Origin of the sequence: Aquimarina gracilis (assembly GCF_035285365.1) — a bacterium.
GTDB classification, from domain to species: Bacteria; Bacteroidota; Bacteroidia; order Flavobacteriales; family Flavobacteriaceae; genus Aquimarina; species Aquimarina gracilis.
In genome coordinates, this window is record NZ_JAYKLX010000002.1 from 391880 (window position 1) to 407530 (window position 15651).

Annotated in this window: 22 protein-coding genes; 1 reads left to right on the top strand and 21 read right to left on the bottom strand. The window is 33.5% G+C overall.

The annotated features are described in order from the left end of the window. Window positions 1–10: 10 nt before the first annotated feature. The 7 genes from U6A24_RS04680 to U6A24_RS04705 form a co-directional block, all read right to left on the bottom strand. Window positions 11–1147 carry a serine hydrolase domain-containing protein gene (locus tag U6A24_RS04680; RefSeq protein WP_324178778.1) on the bottom strand — a complete coding sequence of 379 codons (1137 nt, stop codon included), beginning with the start codon at window positions 1145–1147 and terminating at the stop codon, window positions 11–13. Window positions 1148–1228: 81 nt separating this feature from the next. Continuing rightward, window positions 1229–1765, bottom strand: a complete 537-nt coding sequence (locus U6A24_RS04685) for a hypothetical protein (protein WP_324178779.1) — start codon at window positions 1763–1765, stop codon at window positions 1229–1231. After that, entirely contained in the window at window positions 1762–2346 is a 585-nt protein-coding gene (locus U6A24_RS04690; RefSeq protein ID WP_324178780.1) for a hypothetical protein, read from the bottom strand. The genes U6A24_RS04685 and U6A24_RS04690 overlap by 4 nt, the downstream gene beginning before the upstream one ends. A 101-nt stretch (window positions 2347–2447) precedes the next feature. Beyond that, window positions 2448–2588, bottom strand: a complete 141-nt coding sequence (locus tag U6A24_RS23195; RefSeq protein ID WP_407654005.1) for a helix-turn-helix domain-containing protein — start codon at window positions 2586–2588, stop codon at window positions 2448–2450. A gap of 336 nt (window positions 2589–2924) precedes the next feature. Then, window positions 2925–3668 carry an amidohydrolase family protein gene (locus U6A24_RS04695; RefSeq protein ID WP_324178781.1) on the bottom strand — a complete coding sequence of 248 codons (744 nt, stop codon included), beginning with the start codon at window positions 3666–3668 and terminating at the stop codon, window positions 2925–2927. A gap of 278 nt (window positions 3669–3946) precedes the next feature. Beyond that, the gene (locus U6A24_RS04700) at window positions 3947–4762 is read right to left on the bottom strand and encodes a DJ-1/PfpI family protein (protein ID WP_324178782.1); all 816 of its coding nucleotides are present in this window, start codon (window positions 4760–4762) and stop codon (window positions 3947–3949) included. Between the two features lie 149 nt (window positions 4763–4911). Then, window positions 4912–5283 carry a winged helix-turn-helix transcriptional regulator gene (locus U6A24_RS04705; protein WP_324178783.1) on the bottom strand — a complete coding sequence of 124 codons (372 nt, stop codon included), beginning with the start codon at window positions 5281–5283 and terminating at the stop codon, window positions 4912–4914. A gap of 87 nt (window positions 5284–5370) precedes the next feature. Here U6A24_RS04705 and U6A24_RS04710 point away from each other — a divergent pair, with 87 nt between their 5' ends. Continuing rightward, the gene (locus U6A24_RS04710; RefSeq protein ID WP_324178784.1) at window positions 5371–5901 is read left to right on the top strand and encodes an NAD(P)H-dependent oxidoreductase; all 531 of its coding nucleotides are present in this window, start codon (window positions 5371–5373) and stop codon (window positions 5899–5901) included. A gap of 9 nt (window positions 5902–5910) precedes the next feature. Here U6A24_RS04710 and U6A24_RS04715 read toward each other — a convergent pair whose 3' ends face one another. The 14 genes from U6A24_RS04715 to U6A24_RS04780 form a co-directional block, all read right to left on the bottom strand. Beyond that, a complete protein-coding gene (locus U6A24_RS04715; RefSeq protein ID WP_324178785.1) occupies window positions 5911–6282 on the bottom strand; it encodes a glyoxalase superfamily protein in 372 nt (123 codons plus the stop codon). Further along, complete coding sequence (locus U6A24_RS04720) at window positions 6283–6486, bottom strand: hypothetical protein (protein ID WP_324178786.1); 204 nt, start codon at window positions 6484–6486, stop codon at window positions 6283–6285. It lies immediately after the preceding gene. Between the two features lies 1 nt (window position 6487). Further along, window positions 6488–7234 carry a GNAT family N-acetyltransferase gene (locus tag U6A24_RS04725; protein ID WP_324178787.1) on the bottom strand — a complete coding sequence of 249 codons (747 nt, stop codon included), beginning with the start codon at window positions 7232–7234 and terminating at the stop codon, window positions 6488–6490. Next, complete coding sequence (locus U6A24_RS04730) at window positions 7215–8117, bottom strand: ketopantoate reductase C-terminal domain-containing protein (protein ID WP_324178788.1); 903 nt, start codon at window positions 8115–8117, stop codon at window positions 7215–7217. Before U6A24_RS04730 ends, U6A24_RS04725 begins: the two co-directional genes overlap by 20 nt. Window positions 8118–8192: 75 nt before the next feature. After that, window positions 8193–8675, bottom strand: a complete 483-nt coding sequence (locus U6A24_RS04735; RefSeq protein WP_324178789.1) for a DoxX family protein — start codon at window positions 8673–8675, stop codon at window positions 8193–8195. Continuing rightward, complete coding sequence (locus tag U6A24_RS04740) at window positions 8672–9100, bottom strand: DUF6326 family protein (RefSeq protein ID WP_324178790.1); 429 nt, start codon at window positions 9098–9100, stop codon at window positions 8672–8674. Before U6A24_RS04740 ends, U6A24_RS04735 begins: the two co-directional genes overlap by 4 nt. A gap of 35 nt (window positions 9101–9135) precedes the next feature. Beyond that, window positions 9136–9720 (bottom strand): hypothetical protein, encoded by a 585-nt coding sequence (locus U6A24_RS04745; RefSeq protein ID WP_324178791.1) that lies wholly within the window; start codon window positions 9718–9720, stop codon window positions 9136–9138. Beyond that, the gene (locus U6A24_RS04750; RefSeq protein ID WP_324178792.1) at window positions 9717–10136 is read right to left on the bottom strand and encodes a hypothetical protein; all 420 of its coding nucleotides are present in this window, start codon (window positions 10134–10136) and stop codon (window positions 9717–9719) included. Before U6A24_RS04750 ends, U6A24_RS04745 begins: the two co-directional genes overlap by 4 nt. Window positions 10137–10480: 344 nt before the next feature. Beyond that, complete coding sequence (locus tag U6A24_RS04755; protein WP_324178793.1) at window positions 10481–11047, bottom strand: NAD(P)H-dependent oxidoreductase; 567 nt, start codon at window positions 11045–11047, stop codon at window positions 10481–10483. 123 nt (window positions 11048–11170) lie between these two features. Next, window positions 11171–11605, bottom strand: coding sequence for a carboxymuconolactone decarboxylase family protein (locus tag U6A24_RS04760; protein WP_324178794.1), 435 nt, complete (start codon window positions 11603–11605; stop codon window positions 11171–11173). Between the two features lie 61 nt (window positions 11606–11666). Further along, the gene (locus U6A24_RS04765; protein WP_324178795.1) at window positions 11667–12272 is read right to left on the bottom strand and encodes a Crp/Fnr family transcriptional regulator; all 606 of its coding nucleotides are present in this window, start codon (window positions 12270–12272) and stop codon (window positions 11667–11669) included. Between the two features lie 351 nt (window positions 12273–12623). Beyond that, entirely contained in the window at window positions 12624–14075 is a 1452-nt protein-coding gene (locus U6A24_RS04770) for a leucine-rich repeat domain-containing protein (protein ID WP_324178796.1), read from the bottom strand. A gap of 126 nt (window positions 14076–14201) precedes the next feature. Beyond that, a complete protein-coding gene (locus U6A24_RS04775; protein WP_324178797.1) occupies window positions 14202–14996 on the bottom strand; it encodes a type 1 glutamine amidotransferase domain-containing protein in 795 nt (264 codons plus the stop codon). A 1-nt stretch (window position 14997) separates the two neighbouring features. Further along, the gene (locus U6A24_RS04780; protein ID WP_324178798.1) at window positions 14998–15525 is read right to left on the bottom strand and encodes a hypothetical protein; all 528 of its coding nucleotides are present in this window, start codon (window positions 15523–15525) and stop codon (window positions 14998–15000) included. Window positions 15526–15651: the final 126 nt, after the last annotated feature.

Here is a 15651-nt window from a genome sequence, read left to right on the forward strand (position 1 = left end):
TAATAAAGCATCAATTTTTATTGCTTCCAACCATAATATCTCTTATACCAATACTCAAAACCGTACTCCATTCAACACCATTGAGCCTTCCTTTTCCATTATATTGACCTGTATTTGAAAGCACGATAATTATATTTCCATTATCATAAAATCGAATCATTGCATTGTGGCCAACCGCACCGTCTTCTGCTCCTCCATGCCTAATTTCTTTTAAATCTCCTTCCTCATACTGCATAAACCAACCATAGCCATAAAAAGTACCGTTAACAGTATCTCCCCTGACATTAGAATGTGGGGTAAATTGTTGGTCAACACTATGCTTTTTCAGGATAGAATTGTCCTTAATAGCGCCTATCCATTTGTATAAATCTTCAGCTGTGCTATAAATACCAGTTGCGCCTTTGTAGCCATAGTTTTGAATACTCATTCCCTCCTTGTAAATTGTTGGCAGAAATGATTTCATCATATCTACATTTTTAAAATCAGTTACGTATTCAGATTTTTTATCATTGTCACCCCAAAATCCAGTATTACCCAAGTTTGCAGGACTTAATATGTTTTTAGAAACGTAATCCTCAAAAGATTCACCAGAAACTATTTCTACAATTATTGCCAGAAGATTGTAACCCTCGGCCGAGTAATTGAATTTTTCACCCACATTGCTTTTCAAAGGTGCAGATAAAATAATATCAAGGGCCTCTTCTCTATTGATTATCCCATCAACAGAATAATCATTTGCCAATCCCGAAGTATGTGTTAACAGGTGGTGAATAGTTATTTTTGCTTTATCTACTGGCACATTTTCAACAAAACGTGATATACTATCATTTACAGATAGCTTATTATTATCATGTAATTTAAGGATGGCTGATGCTGTGAACTGTTTACTTATAGAACCAACCCAGAATGCGGCTTTAGTTCCCATTTTATTATTGCCATAGGTTTTATGAAAAATGACATTTCCATCTTTTGCTATTAAAATGTTTCCATTAAAACCTTCGTTGGTAGATTTTTCAGCAAGAGAATCAATCTTTTTGAGTAAAGCAACATTTGAATCTTTGCTACTTGATTTCCTTGTATTACAAGCAGTTGTAAGAGATAAAAAACTACTGAGAACTATAATAATTATTCTATTGTATTCTTTCATTTGATCGGCAAGGTTAAATGTTCTCTAATAATAATATCTACTAATATAACATATACCACTATATACGACATTAGTAATTCTTTAAAACCTAAACTTACCATGAACCGAGAGTAGACTTGGTGTTCCATAAGCTCCATAAATAGATTTATTAAAATGCAGATCATATTCTACCTCTAAAGAAAAATTGCTTCTAATATCATAACCCCACCCATTCTTGAATTTAAGTTGTGGTGGTGGTAAATCTATCTGCATTTTATCCCGTTCCATTTCCAACTCAATGCCAGAAAGAAGGTACAACTTATCCGATATATAGAGTTTTGTAACGAACGGCATTCTAAAGACATCGGCCAATAGGTATGTATCATAATCTCCCTGCAATTCGAAAAAGAGACCTGGTTTTATTTTATAGTTCATAGTAAAACTGGCATGTTGCTCCGAGCTCAACCATGTTCGAGGATAAGCAAAATCAGTAATTGTCAATTTAGAATCAGCAGATGTGGAACCTTCTTCAACATCATTTTGCTCTTGGCCATATAGACCAATGCATGACAACAAAACAAATACATTAAAAATTAAGCCTCTACCTTCTTGAAGTTTTCTACTATGATTATTCCTCAATCTAATCTGTATATATCAAGATTTATAGCCAATTCGCCCTTATCTTCCTTAAATCCTGCATCCTTTGCAAAGATGTGTATATAATCCACCTCTAAACCAGTTTCATAATTAAAATGCTTTCCCAAATTTCTGCTCATTCCCCAAGTAGGAACGATAGAAAGATTATTTACCATTTCAATATCTTCATCATCGTCAAATTTGATGAGCAAATCTTCAAGGCGTAAACTGGATTTTAAAGAAAAGAAATTACCACTATTACCATCAATAGATTTTGACTGGCCACTTCTTCGATTTAAGTTATAATACCAAAGGGGTTCTAGAGTTATCATCGTTGACATCAAAAAACCCGTATTAGGGTAAAAATCGTCATTGTCGTAAGCATCTAAGCCCAACTCAGTTCTTAAAACTAATTGAAGGAATAGCTTTAATTCGTTATGAACCCAAACTCCTGCAAATCCGGTTTGGATTTCGAAAATTGATTTTTCTACACTTGCCTTTTTAGAATTATCGTTGTTTACAATTTGTGATTCGACGGTCATAGCCATACCACACAAAAGGGCGGTTATTAAGATTTTTTTCATTTCTATCGTTATATTGATTGAACTACAAATCAATAAACTTTGAATTACTTGAATTGACCAACGGAAGCATTGGTACATTCTTTTATCTAAAAAGTAAAACCCTATGAATACTTCTTTTTATAATCAGAAGGAGAAAGGCCTGTTTCTTGTTTGAAAATTCTATTAAAACTGGTTCTTGACTTAAAACCACATTTGCAAGCAATGCCAAAGAGGGTGTATTTGTTATACTCTTCCAATTTCATTCACTCCTTTACGGCCTCCACTCGATATTTGTTGATTAGGTCATAAAATGAAGTCTGTAAATGTTGATTTAACAATATAGAGAATTTCTTATCTGTGGTAGAATTCTGATTCGCCAATTTTAAATTCCGTCAAGTCTTCAGTAGTGATGATAGTTGCCTCCATAAGTAAGAGGGCTTTGAATTGATTTGACTTTCGTCCTACAAATTTAACAAGCATTAATGTACTATATTCAATAGGCAAGTCCACAATGAATTGTATTTAATAATTCATAACAGGTTATATTGATTGTAATTCTTAGCAGGAAATATTTTAGACTAGCTATTTGTCAACTAGATTTACTTTTTATACCAAGCCAAAGCGTTTTTATAAAAGATTCTTTCCTGGGAATTCTTGTCAAAATTATTTACGATTTTTTGAATATCTAAATTAGAAAATGGGGTTTTAGCTCTTGTTGAAGGTAAGTCGGTTCCGAATATTAAAGCCTCTGGGTTTATTTCGTTTATTTTTCTCATTACACCAGTAGGTTCAAAATCGATTCTTCCAAAACCTGTTGCTTTTACTTTTACTCCTTTTTCAACCCAATTGTAAAGTTCTACCAATCCACTTTTGGAAAGACCGAGATGGTCAATTGAAAACTGTTTCAATTTTCTCAAATGCTTTTTCAATTCTTTTAAATGTTTGCTATCAACATACAATTCTGTGTGCCACCCGTATTCTTCGTATAACTTGTTTGATAAATATTCTAAATGTTCAATAGTTTCAGAGCCGCCTCTTTTTAGGTTAAATCTAACTGCAACGACATTATTGTCGTTTAATAGTTTGAGCTCCTTGTCACTCATGTTTATTGGAATGTTTGCTACTCCAAAAAAATTACCCCCTAATTGAGACAGGGAATTTTTTAGATAATTTTGGTCAAAAGCCTGAAAAGAGCCCGACACAATTGCTCCTCCAGCCAATTCATAATCCTTGGTTGAATTTTTGTAATCTTCCACCTTAAATTCTCGCGGTATGTAGCCATTATTTTCAACAATAGGGTAATCGAAATCAATTATGTGAAAATGGGCATCAAATATTTTCATAAAAATTAATAGCTTTGTTTTTTAATAAACTTTGTGACGCAAGATTATAAAAATACGATTAAGTATCGGAATCCCACATCCGATCAATAAGAGCATCTTTCGTTATCCTGGAAAATGCGGGTAAATCATGTTTATGGCAAAAACCACCAATGCCATTAGCATTGCTATAAATTCTAGGCTTGAAACCCTCTTATTTTCTTGCATAATTGGTAATGGTAAGTTGGATTGAACTGCAATAGTTGCCACTTGATTCAGTCGAAGCTTTGATATGGAATAAACTATTTAGCCTTAAGTATAGTTCCTGTTTCCCCTTTCCAATTTTGAAGTCTATCGAGGTATAAATAAGATTCTACAAACTTGCGATGCTCTGGACTTGTCATTTTCTCAATCAAAATCAATGCAGATATATAGCTTGCCAAATTTCCGTTCGAAGAACTGAACTTACCATCCTCTACATAAGTTACCGTGGCATCGTCTTTAACCTTTAAATTGGGATAGTCTTTTTGTAGTTGTTTACCACCGCCAATATAGGTTACAATGTTTCTTCCATCGGCAATTCCCGATTTACCAACAAGTTTTGCCCCTGCACAATTACTAACCGTATATTTGGTTTCTTGGTTCTTCTCCTTTATAAACTTTACAATATTCTCATTATGTATCTGGGCGTACATATCGTATGCGCTAGGAATGAAAAGTGCCTCAAGTTTAGGGCAATTCGCAAAAGTATAATCGGGTATCATTTTAAGACCTTCCTCGGCCACAATCACCTTTTCCCTTTCAGCAATGGTAATCACATTGAACAGTTGTTTACCATCCTTTGTGGGCTTCGAAAAAACATCAGCCGTAGCTGTAACCTCGGTAGTGAGAACTCCATCATAAATTAGCAACCCTATAGTCGGCAAGTCCTTTCTGAAAGGTTTTAAATGTTTGGTTAACGTATCGGTATCGACTTTGGCCATCGTTTTGCCTTGCACTTTCTCTTTTGCATTGGCTGTTTTGCCCTCACTTTTGGAATTGCAACTAACCGATATTAAAGTAACGCAAAGTGCAAGGGCGCTTAAGATTCTCAATCTCTTTACAGAAAATTTTTCCATTTTAATTTAAAGTTTTATAAGGGCTTCTATTGAAAGAAATCCCATCATTACTAACACTAGTGATTTATGTTCAAAGCACTAGAACAACTACACAAAATTATTACTATGATCGCTTGGAAAAATTAAGCTGGTTTAAGAAACGGGTACCCTTATCCTGCTATTTTTGAATTAAGCTTTTTATGTTTTTCTCCCCAAATACCTAACTCGTTAATAATGGAACTAAGTTCCTTGCCAATGGATGTTAACTGATATTCAACCTTGGCAGGAACCTCTGCAATGATAGTGCGCTTTACAAGTCCTTTTTTTTCAAGTTTACGTAGTTCTAGAGTCAACATTCTGTCGGTAATTTTTGGCAAGCTCTTTTTTATCTCACTAAACCTAAGTTGGCCCTTGATTAGATAGCAACAGATAGCCAATGTCCATTGACCACTAATAATCTTTGAGGCATAAACCTCTGGGCATTTGCCTTCAAGGTATTTTCTGTTTTCATTATTGGTTGAAGCTTCCTTTAATTTTGTCATCACTTACTTTTTTTATAGTTACTTACAATAGGTTGTCTACATACGAACTGATATTTTCTCTACTTATTTTTGCTGCAAAAACTTGTAATGAAAACATTGATTTTGGTATTCCATCCCAGTATTGAGAAATCGAAAATTAACAAACGTTGGATTCAGGAATTGAGCAAATACCCGGAAAAGTTCTTGATTCACGAGTTGCATAAAGTATATCCTGATGAAACCATAGATGTCTCGAAAGAACAGCATCTTATTGAAGCTCATGATAAAATTGTATTTCAGTTTCCTTTTTATTGGTTCAACTGTCCACCTATGCTCAAAAAATGGTTAGATGAAGTACTTACTTATGGTTGGGCTTATGGCAGCACGAGCGGATTTAGGATGGGCGGCAAAAAAATAGCCCTTGCTATATCAGTAGGAATTGAAGAACATGAGTATAGCCCTAAAGGCAAACACAAATACACTCTTAAGCAACTAACTGCGCCCTTTGAACTTACATTTGAATACGTAAGAGCGAACTACAGACCTCTTTTCGCATACTATGGCATAGAACTGGACTCATCTACAGATTGGATAGAAAAAAGCATTCCTTTGTATATAGACTTCCTTGATTCCATTTAATCTGTTTAACTACTTCTTGAGCGTTTGACCAAATGTAATTATGTGTCCATCTGGGTCAGCCAGGTTAAAATCACTCATTCCATATTCTTGCTCGCCCAAACCTCGGTTAAAAAGCACCTTTTTTGAAATAAGTTCTTCGTATATTGACTCAATTGCGTTTACAAAAATGTATAGACTACTATAATGAAATTTCCCTTTCTTATAACCTTCTTTTAAGGTCAAATGAAGCTCTACATTTTCTCTATTTAAGACGGCGTAATCTATTGGCTTATTCCAAGAGAACGTAACTTTAAAATCAAGTTTATTCACATAAAAGTGAATGGACTCTTTCATATCTGAAACAGGAAGGACACAAGCTGCATGCAAAAATAGTTTACTCATTTAATGTTGTTGTTTGGATTTAAATAACTCCAGCCACAATAGTATTAAAAAAGACGTGCCCTTTACGTTGGCAACATTGGCATAGTTTACTGCTGAGTATGCCATTTTTAGCAAAACCTTATTATCTGAGGGTTTAGGACTTATAACGTCTTCCAACTTGACATTGTCAAAATCGGCATATTTATGGATTATAGCTCCTTTCACTTTAGCTCTGCTGTAGTTCAACCTTGTCTTTAATTCTAAAACTTTTTAAGCTCCCATCTGAAATAAATCCTAGTTTGGAATAAATTCTTTCACCTGCTTCCGAAGCTACTAAAACAACCATATCACTTTTATTTTCAAAGGCTTCCAACAACAATTTATGGGTCATGGTTTTACCCAAACCGAGACCTCGGTATTCTGGTGTAGTACCTATCATATGTATGCCCGAAATGTTATCGCTGTCCAATAACAACATTCCACAACTTACGTAATGGTCATTATGCTTGCCTATAAAGAGCTTTAAACTTGATGAATTTATCAATGGGGTTATTGTTGAATCTAGTATCTCGTACCCAAAAGATTTAGAAGCTATTCTTGCAAATTCAGTCGCTCTTTGTTCATTATCCACCTTATAAATAGAGTCAAAATCATGGTTAGACTTGGGCTTTTCGATCAAATTTAAATACATCCCCTTGACAGTTGATTTTAGCATGAATTTATTCTCCAATAACGCAGTTTCCAGTGCCTTATCTTCAAATATGGAAATTGAGTTTGGGAGGGTTTGGTTTTCTATTTCGTGGTGCAAATTTTTGAACATATCTTCCTCATTCTTTAGCTCAAAAACTATGCTGGGCCATGAATTGTTTTTGGAACGGACAAAGAGGTAGTCATCTGTGACGTGAAGGATTTTGCCTTTCTCCCCGATATGCTTCCAAAGCCCAAATAGGTTGTCAATTATTTTTTGTTTCATTCTTTGCATTCGTTTTTTTTAGCAGGGTAACAAATAGGTCATTTATAGGAGTAGGGACCCCTCTTTGTTTGCCTATCTCGGTGATGACTCCATTTTTTGCTCCAAGCTCTATTGGATTTCCTTTGAGCCTATCCAAGAGCATAGAACTAGATTTTTCTTTAGGATATGATAGCAGTTTGACAACCATTTCATCCACAAAATCATCTTCTATGCTTGCGCCATCGGCTTTAGCAACTTGAACAGTTTCCTTCAAAGTGCTTTTGTATAAATCCAACATTTCTCTATCCTGAAATATCCAACAAGTCTCACCACTTAAACATAGAATGGCACCAAGAGCAGAGCTTTCACATACTTTTTTCCAACTCTCAGTTTTAAAATCCTCTACTTGATTGATGTCAATACTTCTTCGTACAAAAAGATTTTCAAAACCTGTGGCCAATCGGCTTTTGGGCAAGGTTATTATGGGTTCCCTTAACTGCTCATAAATTCCGTTTTGCTTCAATTGCGTTGGGCAGTCAATGATACATTCTAAAATGTTCTCTTGCCGGGTGTATTTTAACAAGTGCGCTTTATGATTCAAACCATTTCTAACAGAAACCACTTTAGTATCAGGGTTTATAAGTTTTATTAGCAAGTTCTCTGCACTCTTGTACTGATGCTCTTTTAAACATATAAGCAGCCAGTCCAATTTCTTGTTGAAGTTGTTTAATTTATCAATTGAAACATTATGTTCACTACCTTCAAAAAGTATTTTGATATGACTTTTTGGTGTACGGTTATAATAGAATAAATCAAGAAATTTGTTCTCCTTCAAGAGGTAAGAAATGACACTGCCTATGGAACCGATTCCAAGTATTCCTATTTTTATTTTCTCATTGCTCATAACTTTGGTTACTTAATTTTATCATAATAGATTATGTTGTTTTATAACGAATATCAATAACCTACATTTAACCATTTAATTTCTAGCTTTAAATTGAATTGATTTTGAACTACGTATTGCAGATAAATAGACCCAAATAATAAATAACACTTGAAGCGGTACTCTAAACCATAGATAATTTAAACCGTTACCATTGTTCTCACCAGTTTGATAATTAATATTTTCAACTGCAGCATTAATGTTTGCCGGTAAAACCAAAACTAAAAAGACAATCAATGCCCAACCTGTCATCACTTGATATTTGGGTAGCAACAATGCGATAGCAAATATCACCTCAATGATTCCAGTAAATAGTACCAACTCTTTTTTGAATGGAATCAAATCAGGAATCATAGCTTGCATTCCCTCTGCATACATAAAATGACCAATTGCCGTAAAGACCAACATAATAGTCATAGCAGTTCTTCCTACTAATGGGAAGTTGTTTTCTTTTCTAAAGAGTCCAAGTACAAGTGCTACTAGAACAAATGAGATGACTAAAACAAATAGTGGTTTCATAAGTTAACTTTATGTTTTGGCCAACGCCATGCATGCCAGATAATTGAGCCAAACACCAATACTTCCACAATTTGGTATAATAAGTAGAAAGTATACCATCCGCCTAAATCATCTAGCTCTCCTATGATTATTAAAACCGACATGGTAGACCATATCAAGGCTACTATTATATTCGACCATTTATTGATTTTTGGTTTCAACAGAACTGAAAAAACAATCATCAATGAGGGTACTATCAAAATGAGAGAAAAAATTACTAATAGCCCAGGAGTGGTTTCCCCAACTGGTGTTTTCAGCTTCATTATCTGCTCTATTTTACCTGGGGTCTTCAACTCAAAATAGTCTGCGTATATGTATAAAAACATAAGACACGCCCAATGAGCGGTTAGTTTACTTTTTATATTCACTTTGTGGTCTGCAAGCATATTGTTCTTTTTCTTTTAATTGATATTTTGAATACTTAATTCTCTTTTATTTTAATCAATGCTTTACTATAAAAATCAGATCCTCTTTCCTCCTTAATTAGGTTTTCTAAAGCTTTCTTATAAGCAACATTTAAAGCTTCTTCCTTGGTAGTAGGAATAGCCAATTCAGGTTCATTAAAACGGGTCACGCTAACATAACTTATATTACCCTCAAGAATACGTGCATCCTTAAATCTATAATTGGGACGCCTTAACCAATTCAAGTAACCCTGCTCCTTTTTAATACTATCTTGAGGGCTTGAAGCCTTACTTCTTTTCTTAATCCTTTCAGGTTCGCAAAGAACCCTGAGATGCTTATCACTATTGATGGATTGGACATCTTTGGTCAGTTGTTTTGCGAAAACTGTGTGACTGGCAATGGTATCGTAAAGTCCCCTACACTTGTTAGATTCTAGTATCTCTACCAATTGCTTTGCAACTTGGAGAAACACATAATTTTCCATTAACACTTTTGATACGCTTTCGACCAAGTTTTTCTTTTCCTTTTTGGTCAAAGTTCTCTGGGCAGATAGTGGTTGAAAGACTGCTAAAAATAAATAGAGGGATAGGATTTTTTTCATATTGAATTATTAGTTTGATGTGGTTTTAGTTCGTTCCCCTTTTTTCTTTTAAAAAAAGACATATACCCAACAATCACACCAACGGCAATAAAACCAATGGACATTGCCCATGGTACTTGCGCAGCGTTGTTACCTGATTGAAGGGTCAATTCTGGAAATACTATTAAAAAAAAACTTTTTGCTAAAAAAATGAAACCTAATAAGGTTACAATTATTTGCAACGTACTCTTCCATAAAAAATGATGGACCAAAATTGTCATGCCAATGAAAAAATGCACCATTCCCGAAAGATTAATTAAAACGGGGTTCGAATCTGTACGAGTAATCATCTTTGAATAGTATTCACTAGACACCAAAAATCCTATACCGGTTATGATAAGATAAACAGCTATTATTCTTCCTATTTTCTTCGTCATGCTATAGTTCATTTTTTTAAAACACCTCGATTTTAAGTGAGCTCATCCAAAATGTTTTTCTAGCTAGTTTATCAAACCCCATATTATATAGAGCTTCTGCTTTCATATTTTTTTAATGATTGTACATCTCGATAGTATGGATGATTTCATCAACAAAATCTGCTCTACTATACCTTCTTCTGGTAACATCAGTCAAAACTGGCATACGACTTTATATATAAAGTATTAAAAAGCTTGTTGAAATTTTCCTTAATCTTTGTAATTATAAGCCTGTGCTTAAACACACCAACTGGGCTCCTTGAAAAGACGTCGTTTTCTGGAATAATTATTTTCATAAAAATTGTTTATTTTACATATTGAATTATATGCTCTTTGTATTTTTTTAAATCTTCTTCAATAGTCGGGTTATGATATATATCAAATGTTCCAAAGCTTGGCAGTTGCTGCATTCCAAAATATCTATTCGATAAGTGAAAAGGAAGAAATACATCATCTACAGTTTTGTTTTTCATCAAGAAAGCATTTGCATTCTCAAATGTACTTTCTGGGGTATTCCAGGTTGTCGATAACATGTATTTTTTGCTCGTCAAACTTCCCCTGGCCCCATATTCCATATTTTCAGAATATGGAATCAAGAACCGCAACCTTCCTGCGCTAAAGACATCATCAATAAATTTTTTGAACTTCCCAGGAATATTAAACCAAAATACTGGGGTCTGATATACGATTACATCAGCCCACAGAATTTTGGAAATCACTTCCTCGACATCATAATCTTCGTCTACAATTTCACATCTAATTTCGTGGTCATGTTCGACCAATGCATTTTTTGCTACTGTAAAAAAAGCGTTGTTAAGTTCACCCTTTGCATGACTCACCTTTTCATGACCGTTGACCAATAATACTTTCATAAATGTCGATTGCTTATATTTAACATTAAACCAATGAATTTTTTATAACTTAAATTGACCAATGGAAGCATTGGTGCTCATTTTTGTCTAATAACTCAACTAAGTAGTTTTTGAGTTAAAAGATTAAGGCAATGGTTTATGGGTACTAATGGCTATCCTATTCCACGAATTTATAGTTACAATGGTCATAACTATTTGACAAAAAGTATGTTCGTCAAAATGGCGAGTTGCTTCTTGGTAGGTTGCATCGGTTAAACCGTTTTCATTTAAAACTGTTAGTTCTTCTGTCATCTTTAAAATAGCTATCTCTTCATCGGAAAACAGGTCTGTTTTTCTCCAACCGCCTAATACATAGATGCGTCTCGGATTTTCACCTTCTTTTATAGCTTCCTTAATATGCATATCGATACAAAATGCACATCCGTTGATTTGGGAAGCCCTTATTTTAATTAAATTTTTATGGGTGGCACTTAGCTTGGATTTGGTCAAATAGCCCTCCAAAACGAACATTGCTTCATAAGCTGCTGGCTCAACAGCATCAATTTGTATTCTTTTCATTTATAATAATTTTGTTTGGAACAAAACTATTCAATGGTCAAAGCAAAAAACTTAAACTGGTTTAAGAACGATTTTTTGCTCTTATTTCACTAACATATTCTGGGGTAAGTCCTAAATATGATGCGATTAAATATTGAGGAACCCTTTGAGTAAATTGAGGAAAGCGTTCTGTAAAATGATAATAAATTTCTTCTTTGGTATAATCAAATACATATTTCATTTTCATTAATGAAGCACCGTATGAAATCTCATAGATTTTTCTAAAATACTTTTCTAAAGCGGGAAATTTAGTTAGCAACTCTTCTTGATTCTCACGGCTGATTTTTAAAAGCGTTGTGTTTTCTACGCCTTGAATAGTGAAATCTGTGACCCCTCCTTTTTGATATGCTAAATTGTCGGTCATCCACCAGTTCTCGATAGCAAACTGAACTGTTCGCTGTATTCCGTTTTCACCTGTAAAGAACATATGAAGACATCCTTCCAATACAAAATAATTGAAACTACATCTAGAACCAGCAGACAGAATCACATCTTTCTTACCGTACATTTGAATGTCAAAATATTCTTGAATTTTCTCAAATTCCTCCTTCTTGAATTCAGTAAAATTTCTAATATGTTTTAAAAGTTGTAATGGCATATTCTGTTTATCCGGTTCTAGCATATTCATTATACAAAGGTAAAATCCTTCTATTCAATTCTTTATCTTATTTTGAGAATATCTTCTTTTCTAATTATAAAAAGTTAGACTCTGGTGATAACTTAGGGTTATTGGCACTTTTCATATTTTTTGTATCCCTCTCTTGATAACAAATTCAAGATCGTTCTCACTAAACTTTGATTTGTTCTTTTCGTTTGAAAAAGGCATCAGAATTTATTTGTCTCCATTTTTAGAGAAGAAATTCTCGCATCTCCTTTGGGGGTATTAATAATTTGGCATTTTTTAAAATTTTAAATTTTTCCACTTAATTCATTCTTAATAAAGTCTTTTGCATTTAACAAAATTTTGCGAATTACAAATTTAATTTATACAAACCACACCACTATCAAGATATATATTAGCTCCATTGTTAGTTTCTAAATCACAAACTTCTTGTGGAATTGATGTTAACTGATTGTTTGTGAGGAATAAGTTTTTTAGCTTATTTAAGTTCCCTAATTCCGTGGTAATGTATTGAATAATGTTACTGCTTAAGTCTAAAGTTACTAAGTTAGAGAGTTTTCCAAACTCTTCAAGCACAAAAACCAATTGGTTATTACTAGCATTCATATACTTCAAATTGGATAATGAACCTATCCCATTTGGAAAAATGATTATTTTATTGAATTCGATATATAAATATTGTAGGTTGTTTATGTTACCTATAGATTCTGGCAATAGTACGAGTTCATTATTATTAACTTGTAATTGTGTAACTTTCTTTAAATTCCCTATAGATTCTGGCAAACTAGTTAGTTGGTTGTACTCTAGATTAACAATTTCTAAATCGACCATGTTTGTAAATTCATTGGGTAATTCAACAATATCATTTCCAGAAAGATTCAATTGATAAACTTTATTTAGGTTACCAATAGTACCAGGAAGTGAAGTGAGTTTATTGTTGGTAATACTTAAATTCAAAAGTGAAGTAAGTGCACCAAATTCTTCAGGAAGTGTGGTCAATTCATTATTATCTAAACTAAACAGTATTAATTCATTACTTAAATTTTCAATAAAAGTTGGAACAATTTTAATTTGATTTTCTGCTAAACTTAAATGCTTTAACTTTTTTAATGCAACTAATTCCATTGGAAATTCTCCGAGGTTATTATTAGCTAGATTTAGCGTTTCCATATTAGTAAGGCCTGTAAATTCAACAGGTAAATCAGTAATTTGATTATTATAAATAAAAAGTTTTTCTAGGGCATCAAGACCTCCAAATTCTGGTGGTATCTCTGTAATTTTTTTATTTTGCAGTTCCAATCTAGTTACCCTATTGTTTACTACTGTAACACCTTCCCAAGAACTAAAGCTATTTGCATGTACATCCCAATTTAATGAAGCATTAGGATTTTTATTGTAAAATATGGTTAGTATTTCCCTATCACTTAATGGCTCAGGTTCTTTTATTGTAGCTTCCAAAAGATATTCTTGACTGGACCCATCTTCTGCAGTTACAGTATACTTGATAGAATTGGATAGGTTTATGACTTCATTAGATTTTGGACTTATCACAGCTTTATCTGAAATGGTTATAGTAGGTACCACATTACTGATGTCGGAGCCAGATGGAAACTCAACGGTTACTTTGTTGTTAGTCTGGTCAATATTAGCCGTAAGACTTTCACTCGGAAAGCTGTTATTGATAGATTCAAAAATTAAAGCTATTATTTGCTTCTCATTACTTAAAGGTGATGTTAGGGTATCATCATCATTTTTACTACAACTTAATATTACTAACGTAAAGATTGGTAAAATGAGTTTTTTTTTCATAGTGATATTGTTTATGTAAAGTTTATTTTTTATCCCTGTGCATTTTGTTTAAATCACTTTTTTAGTGTTTAACTTAGTATTCTTTATGAGCAAATAAATACTCAGATCTAGCATAAAATTGAGCCTTCAGTTATCAATTAATTTGATTATTTCTTTTGCGACGATTGCCGAAGAAGGCAAAAACATGGTCGATATAATTCTTTCATCAATCACTACATCATGCTTATTATTCAAATCGCTTTTTGATTGAAAAATTGCACCATTCTTTCTCAAATTATCTTCTACCGTTGTTTGCAATAATGTTCCTTGCTTAGCCCAGCTTTTTGTAATCTCGGTTGAGTTTGGAAAACCAGTAACTTTTTTCCCACTAACCATATATTCACCATTGCTAAGTTTAACATTTGCAAAGGCACCTGGTCCATGGCCACAGCCTCCGATTATTCCTTGGTTTTCATAGATTGACGCCATCAATGAAAGTAACTCTTGGTTATCGGCAACATCAAACAAAGAGCCATAGCCACCACCAATATATACAGCTTTATATTCCTTGAAATCAACTTCATTTGGGGTTAATGAATTCTCAACTTTATGGTTGAACTTTTCGTACTTTATTGTGTAACTACTTATTCCTATGGGATCCATAGAAAAGGGTACTTTAGTCCCCTTGGGGGAAACAAAATCGACCGCGTATCCATGAGAAACAAATACATGGTATGGTGGAGCTACTTCCCAAAGGTTATTACCAGCAAAATATTCTTGGGCATCATCCATATATTCTGTGTTTGAAACAACAATCAATATTTTACCCTTACTCACTTTATCACTTTGACAGGAAGAAATATTGATGAGAAAGAAAACAGTATAGAATTTAAAGAAAACTACTCTCAACAAGGAGATATTATTAGATCTTCGTTTCTTCATCTCAAGTAAGGTTGTAAATGATTGCATAACCATAGGTCTCTTTTTCAACCTTTAATTCGCCATCAGCAATATTTAGTTTGTAATCTGGAACTCCAAAGTAATTAGCCTCAATATATTTGAAATCATAAAACACTTCTGAATTACTCATAATTCCCACTTGAGAATCATTCTTAGCATAGTCATATGTACCAGGTTCCAACTTTGTATCTCGGTCTAAACGAGGCCAAATCGAAACTCCATGGTTCAAATGCTCAGCACTAGGACAAGATGACCGTACTTGCGGATCTAAAAAGGCATATTCACCATCGATAAGTGTTAGAGCAAACCAACCCAATTCATTATCGGATTGATAGTCTTCATAATACTCATAGGGACACTGTTCCAAGTATCCGTTTGGGGTTAAATAAGTAGTGGCTTCATCAATTACAAATTCACTTGTTACATTGATTATGGCTGTATTATCATCTGAATTACACCCCAAGAGGGTAATAGATAATGAAAATAACACTAATTTGATTCGGTTTTTCATGTCAAACTTTTTTAAAAATTATATAGAAATAAATATATCAGTGAATCCAACCAAAAAACTTAAACTGGTTTAAGAACAACTGAATAGCAAAGCAAAAGATTTTCAATTATTCAAATTGACCAATGG